Raw genomic sequence first — 10,353 nt, forward strand, 5'->3', positions numbered from 1 at the left:
TCAAATTCAAGCTAATCCTAAGCTCTGCGCCTCATTGATACAGCGCTGATGAGCCGGACAAGTTTCCAGGTGATCATTGACCATTCCGGTAGCCTGCATATGTGCATACATAATGGTTGACCCAACAAAACTGAAACCGGCCTTTTTTAAGGCCTTACTCATCGCATCGGATTCGGCTGTAGTCGCGGGTACCTGCTTCATAGTGCGGGGGCGATTAATGATCACCTTACCGTCGGTGAACTGCCAAAGGAAATCCTTCAGGGAAATACCGCGATCCCGCAGTTCAAGCGTTGCCCGTGCATTCTTAATAGCCGATTCAACTTTGAGCCGATTGCGAATAATTCCCGGGTTAAGCAGTAATTTCTCTATTTTTTTAGGAGTGTATCTGGCAATTTTGTCAGCGTCGAAATTATCGAAGAGTTTACGATAATTCTCCCGTTTATTGAGAACAGTAATCCAGGATAAACCAGCTTGGGCCCCTTCCAGCAACAAAAATTCAAACAGGGTTTGCTCATCAGTAACCGGCCTACCCCACTCTTCATCGTGGTAACTCTGATAAAGTGGCGTAGACAGGCACCAATCACAACGCTTTTCCGTCATATTTACTTCCCTATTTAATGACTAATTTGCGCCGGAAAAAAAATAATATTGAATTAATTGTAATACCAATAACAAAGCAACTAACCCAAATATAATATTATTACGATTCACTTCGACTCCAATAATTTCTTTTTCACTAGCCAGTCGCGACATTCGCACAACATAGTATCCAATGACACGCCAGACTCATAATCGAGTTCACGTTCAGCTTTTGCACTACTGGCTACAACTCTCCGTGTTACCAAAGTAGCCTTCTCTGGAGTAATAACCGGCTCCTGCCCTGTCACACGAGACCAAAGATCGGAAAACCAAGCTATAGATTGAATCATGAAAGCTGGCGTGGTACGTTTTGGTACAGGTTTTTTCAGCAATTCTGCAATCTTCCCGAAGAACTCTAAAAAGCTGGCATCAGTCCCGGCCAAGATATAATTTTCTCCACAACATCCTTTTTCAACGGCATTGATATGTGCTCGCGCAACTGCGCCGGCATGGCAAAAAGATCCCCAGCCCGGCGGAACTCCTGGAAGTTGATTTTTATCTATCAAAAAAAATGTCTGCGCCCAGCTGCTGGTATCATATTTACCCACAATTGCACAAGGGTTAAGAAATACCGCATCCAGCCCTCGTTCAATTTCCTTGCGGACTGCAATTTCCTCTCTTTTTTTTGTGTACAGATAGTGATGACGGGGATCGTCTGCCAACTTATCACTTTTCTCTGTAATTCTTTCCTTGTGGTAGCCGTAGGCAGATATTGAGCTGGTCACCACCATACGCCCTACATTTTTTTTCCTGGCCACCTTGGCAATATTCGCCGCCCCCTCAACATTATCTTTCCACTGCTGGGCATTACCGCCGCGCCACATGCTGGTATTGGCAGCCATATGGAAAAGTGCATCGACATTATCTGGAATCGCAGCCTGCAGGGAGTTGGTGTCATTTAATGAGGCCTCAACCAAGTCTACTCCAAGGGAGTGCAACATATCAGTATTTGAGGTGCGCCGGTGCATAGCGGTAACTTTCCACCCGTCGCCAACTAATTGCTCTACCAAATTAGCGCCGAGAAAACCGGTACCCCCGGTTACAAATGCGTGTTTCATAAATCCACCGGATGAGTTGTTATCGTTATTCAAACCCAGTGATAAGCTCTGCCGAAGCCACCTCCCTCCGGAAGGGCAGACCGGTTGGCGATACAACTGCTCCGGCAGAGCGGGCCACACTCATGGTTTCTCTGGAGTAACAGGCCCGGAAGTCTATCCAGCTCAAGGTAGGGTAACTTTGTGTAACAACAATCACTTTCCCTTTAAGCTGGATTTATAGGACAGCTATTTGATTTTCATACCCAGATGGTAAGCGATAAAACTCCACTGATTAGCAAAATCTTCTACCTGCATCCACACCGGCTTGCCAGCACCGTGCCCTGCACGGGTCTCTACCGCCAACCAAACCGGGCTCTTACACCCCTGGTCCTTTTGCAACGCGGCGGCGAACTTATAGCTGTGCCAAGGTACTACGCGATCATCGCGATCCGCAGTAGTGATCAGGGTTGCCGGGTAACAGGTGCCCTCGCGGGTGTTATGCACCGGTGAGTAGGAGTAAAGCGCTTCAAACTGCTCCCTATCTTCACTCAGGCCATAATCACTGGACCATTGACGGGCATTTGCAGAGGCGGTGTGATAGCGAAGCATATCCAATACACCTACTGCTGGCAGGGCAGCAGCAAACAGGTCCGGGCGTTGTGCCAAGGTAGCACCTACCAATAAGCCACCGTTCGAGCGTCCATTAATTGCCAGTTTCTGAGGGGAAGTCACCTTCTCATCAATAAGCCACTCTGCCGCCGCAATAAAGTCATCGAAGACGTTCTGTTTCTGGGTTTTGGTGCCCGCCTGATGCCAGGCCTCACCATACTCACTGCCTCCGCGAAGGTTTGCTATCGCCAGAGTTCCCCCCATATCCAGCCAACCGGCAAAGTGGTTGTAAAAGCGCGGCAATATAGAAACATTAAACCCACCGTAACCATACAGCAGTGTTGGGTTAGAGCCGTCACGCTTCATCCCTTTCCTGTGCACGAGGAACATAGGAATGGACGTGCCGTCCTTACTCTTGTAGAAGTGCTGGCTTACGGTCAAATCAGAAAAGTCAGCAGCATACTTAGGCTGCTTAAACAGCTTCGTCTCGCCAGTTTGTACATTCAGGTGATAAATACTCGGCGGAGTAATAAAGTTACTGAACGAGTAGAAGGTCTCCACTTCATCCTGATCGCCACCCAGGCCGGACACAGACCCCACTCCTGGTAACTTCAACTCATACTGCTTCTTACCTTTAATATCAGTGACCAAGACACGGGACTTGGCGTCTTCCAGGTAATGCAATACAAAGCGATCGCCCATGAAGTTAACGCTCTTCAGGGTACTTTTACTCTCCGGTATCAGGTCTCGCCAGTATTTTGGCTGAGGCTTGTCCAGATCAATAGCAATGACACGACCTAAAGGTGCATTCGCAGACGTTTTTACAAAGAAAGTCCCCCCTTCATTACCGAGGAATTCATACAAGCCGTCCCACTGGTCGAGTAACTTCACAACTTTCGCATTCTTGCTGCGAAGGTCACGGTAATAGAGGCCATTGGAGTCATATCCATCAAAGATGGAGAAAAGCAGGTAGTCACCATCGTGACTAACAAAGGCTTCTGGATTCCGGGTTGGGTGATCGGTGATCCTGTAGATCAACTGATCCTTCTCCTGAGGTTCACCCAGCCTATGGAAGTATACGGCCACCTGCTGACTATCATCCGCACTGCCATCTTCGTTGAAGGGATAGCGGCTGTAGTAAAAACCCGATTCATCAGGCGCCCAGCTGGCACCACTGAACTTGATACCGGTGAGTCGTTCCTTGAGGTCTTTACCAGTCTTCAAGTCACGAATTCGGTAGTCGGTCCAGTCTGTGCCTCCATCAGAGGTGCCGTAAGCCAGGTAGTGTCCCTTGGGGCTGACCCTGAGACGCTTGGCAGCAATAGTGCCATCATCGCTGAGGGTGCGTGGGTCCAACACCGTATTACCTTCCCCAGCCAGGTCTGTAGCCTTGTAGAAGACATTTTGATCCCAATCACCAGTGTTGTAGCTGTAGTAATAGCTATCACCCTTCTTGTAGGGCACTCCATAGCGCTCGTAGCGCCACAGCTCTGCCAGACGGTCATTGATTTTTTGCCACCCCGGCAGGTCCTTCAAGCGTGGCAGGGCATAGTTATTCTGTGCACCAACCCAGTTCTTAACCTCATCACTGGACATATCCTCCATCCAGCGATAAGGATCGGCCACCTTTTGGCCAAAATATTCATCAATTTGTGTACCCTGCTTACTGCCCGGATAGTCATCAGCTGCGTGAACACTCACCGCAGCAAGTGCACCGGCAACCAGTGCCACTAGCTCTCTCTTCATACCGTATTCTCGGTTTCTCTACTTGGATCAGTCCGCTAATCTAGGCGATTTGAACGCTTGGTTCCAGACAGACGGAGAGAAGTGAGATGAAAGGATTGATCCAAAGGGTAAGCCATGCCCAAGTTAACGTGGCTGGGCGGTCAGTTGGGGCTATCGAAAAAGGCATCCTCCTGCTACTGGGCATTGAGGCCCAAGACACCACCGATAGCGCGGATAAGCTACTGAATAAGGTTCTTAACTACCGTATCTTTCCCGACGAAAAAGGGCGCATGAATCTCAATCTCACCAAAGCGGGTGGCGGACTGCTAATCGTCAGTCAGTTCACGTTGGTCGCTGAAACCGATCGAGGCTTACGCCCTAGCTTTAGCCGTGGCGCATCTCCAGAATACGCGCAGGAGCTTTACAATTATTTTATTAATAGCTCCAAAGCTCAGTTCTCCCCAGTGGCCAGCGGAGTATTTGCAGCCGACATGCAGATATCACTAATCAATGATGGTCCGGTAACTTTTATGCTGGAAACCTAGCGCACCAGCGATCTACTTCCAGTGAATTAATCCAGTTTTACCGAGTAACAGAGATAATAACTAATACTATAAATCGCAAGAAACTCAATCTAACCTGATTTAAAAATAGTCGCATAAGTCATGCTAATTAATTAGCTCCAGCATCACAATTAGCAGAATATTTTTCCGAATTTTATGGGAAATAATAGGGCTGAAAATAGAGAAAAAATATGGCTGTAGAATGCATAGCAATAGACTCTGAAATCAAACTCGATCCACTTATGCCTAGTGATGCAAAGATCATCTTTGACTTGATCGAAAATAACCGGCCACTACTGGAAAAATATCTCTACTGGGCGAAAGTTGTTGTCGACTTAGGGACAACAGAAAAATATATAGCCGATAGAATTTTCAGTAAAAGCTTCGGGGCATCCTGGTATAAGGTTTGTTTGTCAGGCAAAGTAGTAGGAGTCTTTGGCATTAAAGAAATTGACTCCAAGAAAAAAAATGCCGAAATAGGGTACTGGCTCTGTAAAAGCAGTCACGGCAAGGGGGTCATGACACGGATTGTGAGCAGGGTGTCTTGCTACTTAAAAGATCGACATAAGATCCAAGCTTTAAAAATTCACTGTTTATCTGAAAATAGAGCCAGCATAGCCGTAGCTGAGCGTGTGGGTGGCGTGCACAGTGATACTATTCCAAACTACTATTCGATTGATGGAGTTTTTCAGGACTTAAAGATTTATACGGTCCCGATATAAACAAGAATTTTCACCATGGAGCCTGAATATATTTTTATTTTTCAATATTTACTGGGCTCCACTCAATACCATCTGACCCTTGTCCCGCATTAAATATACGCTTAACTTTCCAAGTTGCGGTATCTATTTCAACAACTTTTCCGTCTCTCTGAGAACCGGCAAATAAAAACTTTCCGTCCGGAGAGAAAAATAGCGATGCTGGTTGTCTGGCCCCTGCGCTGCCGACATCAATCTCATGTAACTGTTTACGGGTCTTGGCGTCATACACGAGTATACGATTGCCATTTAAGTCTGCTACAGCTACCACTTCGCCATCAGGGTGAAACCTAATTCGGATAGGCAGAAAACCAACATCTATCGTTTCTTTTTGCTTTAACGTTTCAGTATCGAAAATAAAGATATTTTCTGACTGATTATTTCCTATCCATAGCTCGCTATTATCGGGGCTTACCCACACCGCCTCCGGCCCATCCCCTGCCGGTATTGTAGATTTCAACTCCATAGTCTCTGTATCAATTACACTGAACGTAGCCGACCCCCGGCTAGTAACGTAGGCGGTCTTCAGATCAGGTGATAGTGCAAGCATATGGCTACCTACCTGATCAGTACGGGCAACGCCCAATACTTTTCCTTCAGCCACATCCACCTTTATCACGTCGCTGGTTTCTTCTGTCGTAACAATCACATTATTGCTATCGCCCAGCCAAGCGATACCGTGAGGGCCTTTGTGTGGACTGATATCAATTCTTTTCAGGCGCTTACCGCTCGCGATATCGAATACATTCAGCTCTTCTCCCACATAGCCATCTTCAAGGTAAGAAACCACCACAACTTTAGATTTATCCGGCGACACTATTAATTCATGGGGCGAACCTCCAGTTTCCGGCTTCTTAATCTCTTGGCCGGATTCCAGGTCAATAAAACTCACTGTGCCCTCATACTTATTTCCTACCACCAACGTCTGCGCCCTTAGTGCTCCAGCAGCTAAAAGTACTAATGACATAGAAATTAAAAGTAGAACTCTCATTAGCAAGCCTCTCGGAGCAATTTGTCGCTGATAGAATGCTTCCTTCACACCGCACCCCAGCAAGATTTTTAGAACTGATAAGTCAGCCCTGGTTATCCACTGCAACACTGGATGATAGATCGCAAAAATAGAACTTTTTAGACGTTTTCTTCATTACAGAGTTGTTACTAACAGAATTCTTGGATAGTGCTGTGTATAACTTTTGGATAGAGATCTGAAAGCCTTTGATTTCGTGCAGTAAAATAATTCGATTAAAAAACCAACGAAAAAAGTGTCAGGTTATCCACTAAAAGTAGGACCAGAACGTTACTAACAGAAAGGCTGGATAGACTTGTGTATAACTTTAATAAATGGGCTACAGGGCCCGTGGTTACAGGGATTTAATATAACGACTAAAAAATCACCGATAGTTTTTTGGGCTAATTCTAATTTTTGGCGGGAGTGGTAGCGGTACTTTTTCTTGTTTTTAATTTGCTTTTTACTGAGTCATTTTTTGAGTAAAGCCTGGAAGAGTTGGCTGGAAGTCAGCTTAAATACCTATTTTTAGCGGTTTATTTTTTCGAGTGGCAGACCGGTTAAATCAGCTGGGATTATTTTTTGTTTTTTTCTTATTTATTTTTAATTTATCTGATTTTTTCAAATTCAAATCAGACCGCAAAAATTAATTTTTAATTATTTTTCTATTTGTGTTTTTGTTGAGGGCTTTATTTTTTTAATCATTTTTTTCAGCCATAAAAAAAGGGCCACCCTGTTGGGTGGCCCTTTCGGATTAGAAGCCTGACGATGACCTACTCTCACATGGGGAAGCCCCACACTACCATCGGCGATGTTGCGTTTCACTTCTGAGTTCGGCAAGGGATCAGGTGGTTCCACAACTCTATTGTCGTCAGGCAAACTGGCTTGGGTTGGCGTTGGTCTTATAAGCAATGTGCTTGGCCTGCCGCGTTATCGCTGTTTGCCTCGGTCATGTTGTTGACCGGCGATAACCCCAAATAAGTCGGTAAAACAATCTGTAGTAATACACCGCAAGCGATCATATGTCTCTAACTCACAATCCGCTAGCTTCGCTAGTCGTTAGTAACCATCTCTGTTGTATGGTCAAGCCGCACGGGCAATTAGTACTGGTTAGCTCAACGCCTCACAACGCTTCCACACCCAGCCTATCAACGTGGTAGTCTTCCACGGCCCTTCAGGAGGCTCAAGGCCTCAGGGAGATCTTATCTTGAAGGAGGCTTCCCGCTTAGATGCTTTCAGCGGTTATCCCGTCCGAACATAGCTACCCGGCAATGCCACTGGCGTGACAACCGGAACACCAGAGGTTCGTTCACTCCGGTCCTCTCGTACTAGGAGCAACTCTTCTCAAATCTCCAACGCCCACGGCAGATAGGGACCGAACTGTCTCACGACGTTCTAAACCCAGCTCGCGTACCACTTTAAATGGCGAACAGCCATACCCTTGGGACCGGCTTCAGCCCCAGGATGTGATGAGCCGACATCGAGGTGCCAAACACCGCCGTCGATGTGAACTCTTGGGCGGTATCAGCCTGTTATCCCCGGAGTACCTTTTATCCGTTGAGCGATGGCCCTTCCATACAGAACCACCGGATCACTATGACCTACTTTCGTACCTGCTCGACATGTCTGTCTCGCAGTCAAGCGCACTTATACCATTATGCTCATTGCATGATTTCCGACCATGCTGAGTGCACCTTCGTACTCCTCCGTTACTCTTTGGGAGGAGACCGCCCCAGTCAAACTACCCACCATACACTGTCCTCGATCCGGATAACGGACCAGAGTTAGAACCTCAAACATACCAGGGTGGTATTTCAAGGACGGCTCCACAACAACTAGCGTCGCTGCTTCAAAGCCTCCCACCTATCCTACACAAATAGGCTCAAAGTTCAGTGCAAAGCTGTAGTAAAGGTTCACGGGGTCTTTCCGTCTAGCCGCGGGTACACTGCATCTTAACAGCGATTTCAATTTCACTGAGTCTCTGGTGGAGACAGCGTGGCCATCGTTACGCCATTCGTGCAGGTCGGAACTTACCCGACAAGGAATTTCGCTACCTTAGGACCGTTATAGTTACGGCCGCCGTTTACCGGGGCTTCGATCAAGAGCTTCGCCGAAGCTAACCCCATCAATTAACCTTCCGGCACCGGGCAGGCGTCACACCCTATACGTCCTCTTACGAGTTTGCAGAGTGCTATGTTTTTAATAAACAGTCGCAGCCACCTGGTCACTTCGACCGGCCTCAGCTTAGGGAGCAAGTCCCATCACCAAAACCGGCGTACCTTCTCCCGAAGTTACGGTACCATTTTGCCTAGTTCCTTCACCAGAGTTCTCTCAAGCGCCTTGGTATTCTCTACCTGACCACCTGTGTCGGTTTAGAGTACGATTCACTATTACCTGAAGCTTAGAAGTTTTTCCTGGAAGCAGGGCATCAACCACTTCACCCACTAAGTGGGCTTCGTCATCAGTTCTCAGCCTTAGGGACCCGGATTTGCCTAAGTCCCCAGCCTACAACCTTAAACATGGACAACCAATCGCCATGCTGGCCTAGCCTTCTCCGTCACTCCGTCGCAGTAATAGCGAGTACAGGAATATTAACCTGTTTCCCATCGACTACGGCTTTCGCCCTCGCCTTAGGGGTCGACTAACCCTGTCCCGATTAGCGTTGGACAGGAACCCTTGGTCTTCCGGCGGGGAGGTTTTTCACCTCCCTTATCGTTACTCATGTCAGCATTCGCACTTGTGATACCTCCAGCAGACCTCCCGATCCACCTTCAACGGCTTACACAACGCTCCTCTACCATGCTCCTAAGAGCATCCGCAGCTTCGGTTATCAGTTTGAGCCCCGGTATATCTTCCGCGCAGGCCGACTCGACTAGTGAGCTATTACGCTTTCTTTAAAGGATGGCTGCTTCTAAGCCAACCTCCTAGCTGTCTGGGCCTTCCCACATCGTTTCCCACTTAACTGATATTTGGGACCTTAGCTGGCGGTCTGGGTTGTTTCCCTTTCCACGACGGACGTTAGCACCCGCCGTGTGTCTCCCGCGATTGCACTCCTCGGTATTCGGAGTTTGCATGGGGTTGGTAAGTCGGGATGACCCCCTAGCCCAAACAGTGCTCTACCCCCGAGGGTGAGACGCGAGGCGCTACCTAAATAGCTTTCGAGGAGAACCAGCTATCTCCCGGCTTGATTAGCCTTTCACTCCGATCCACAGGTCATCCCCTAATTTTTCAACATTAGTGGGTTCGGTCCTCCAGTTGATGTTACTCAACCTTCAACCTGCCCATGGATAGATCGCCGGGTTTCGGGTCTATTGCCTGCAACTAAACGCCCTATTAAGACTCGATTTCTCTACGGCTCCCCTAAGCGGTTAACCTTGCTACAGACAATAAGTCGCTGACCCATTATACAAAAGGTACGCAGTCACCCCGAAGGGCTCCTACTGCTTGTACGTATACGGTTTCAGGTTCTATTTCACTCCCCTCTCCGGGGTTCTTTTCGCCTTTCCCTCACGGTACTGGTTCACTATCGGTCAGCTGGGAGTATTTAGCCTTGGAGGATGGTCCCCCCATATTCAGTCAAGATAACACGTGTCCCGACCTACTCGATTTCACTCTAAATGCCTTTTCGTGTACGGGGCTATCACCCTGTATCGCGGTACTTTCCAGAACCTTCCACTAAAACATAAAGAGCTTAAGGGCTAATCCCCGTTCGCTCGCCGCTACTAAGGGAATCTCGGTTGATTTCTTTTCCTCCGGGTACTTAGATGTTTCAGTTCCCCGGGTTCGCCTCCATAACCTATGGATTCAGTTATGGATACTCCTAAAAGGAGTGGGTTTCCCCATTCGGACATTCTAGGATCAAAGCTTGTGTGCCAGCTCCCCTAGACTTTTCGCAGGCTCCTACGTCCTTCATCGCCTCCAGCTGCCAAGGCATCCACCGTATACGCTTAGTCGCTTGACCATACAACACAAACGACTACTAACGACTTTTAACATCCAGACTCAACAATAAATCA

6 protein-coding genes and 2 rRNA genes are annotated in these 10,353 nt (G+C 47.6%); 2 read left to right on the forward strand and 6 right to left on the reverse strand.

The window, feature by feature from the left end; all coding sequences use genetic code 11:
- Positions 1 to 6 precede the first annotated feature (6 nt).
- The 3 genes from BTJ40_RS20950 to BTJ40_RS20960 form a co-directional block, all read right to left on the reverse strand.
- Positions 7 to 600, reverse strand: coding sequence for a DNA-3-methyladenine glycosylase I (locus tag BTJ40_RS20950; RefSeq protein WP_108734910.1), 594 nt, complete (start codon positions 598 to 600; stop codon positions 7 to 9).
- Between the two features lie 107 nt (positions 601 to 707).
- On the reverse strand, positions 708 to 1,697 hold the full coding sequence (locus tag BTJ40_RS20955) for an SDR family oxidoreductase (protein ID WP_108735380.1): 990 nt from the start codon (positions 1,695 to 1,697) through the stop codon (positions 708 to 710).
- A 225-nt stretch (positions 1,698 to 1,922) separates the two neighbouring features.
- Entirely contained in the window at positions 1,923 to 4,031 is a 2,109-nt protein-coding gene (locus BTJ40_RS20960; RefSeq protein WP_108734911.1) for a prolyl oligopeptidase family protein, read from the reverse strand.
- An 86-nt stretch (positions 4,032 to 4,117) separates the two neighbouring features.
- Between BTJ40_RS20960 and dtd the strand changes: the two genes are divergently transcribed.
- Both dtd and BTJ40_RS20970 read left to right on the forward strand, forming a co-directional pair.
- The gene (gene dtd / locus BTJ40_RS20965) at positions 4,118 to 4,555 is read left to right on the forward strand and encodes a D-aminoacyl-tRNA deacylase (protein ID WP_108734912.1); all 438 of its coding nucleotides are present in this window, start codon (positions 4,118 to 4,120) and stop codon (positions 4,553 to 4,555) included.
- Between the two features lie 209 nt (positions 4,556 to 4,764).
- Positions 4,765 to 5,295: a GNAT family N-acetyltransferase gene (locus tag BTJ40_RS20970; RefSeq protein ID WP_108734913.1), complete on the forward strand. Its 531-nt coding sequence runs from the start codon at positions 4,765 to 4,767 to the stop codon at positions 5,293 to 5,295.
- Positions 5,296 to 5,329: 34 nt separating this feature from the next.
- Here the strand turns inward: BTJ40_RS20970 and BTJ40_RS20975 are convergent, their stop codons facing one another.
- The 3 genes from BTJ40_RS20975 to BTJ40_RS20985 form a co-directional block, all read right to left on the reverse strand.
- Complete coding sequence (locus BTJ40_RS20975; protein ID WP_108734914.1) at positions 5,330 to 6,322, reverse strand: YncE family protein; 993 nt, start codon at positions 6,320 to 6,322, stop codon at positions 5,330 to 5,332.
- A 775-nt stretch (positions 6,323 to 7,097) separates the two neighbouring features.
- Positions 7,098 to 7,213 (reverse strand): 5S ribosomal RNA (rrf, locus tag BTJ40_RS20980).
- A 203-nt stretch (positions 7,214 to 7,416) separates the two neighbouring features.
- Positions 7,417 to 10,298: ribosomal RNA gene (locus tag BTJ40_RS20985) — 23S ribosomal RNA — on the reverse strand.
- Between the last annotated feature and the right edge of the window lie 55 nt (positions 10,299 to 10,353).

Origin of the sequence: Microbulbifer sp. A4B17 (assembly GCF_003076275.1) — a bacterium.
Classification (GTDB): domain Bacteria; phylum Pseudomonadota; class Gammaproteobacteria; order Pseudomonadales; family Cellvibrionaceae; genus Microbulbifer.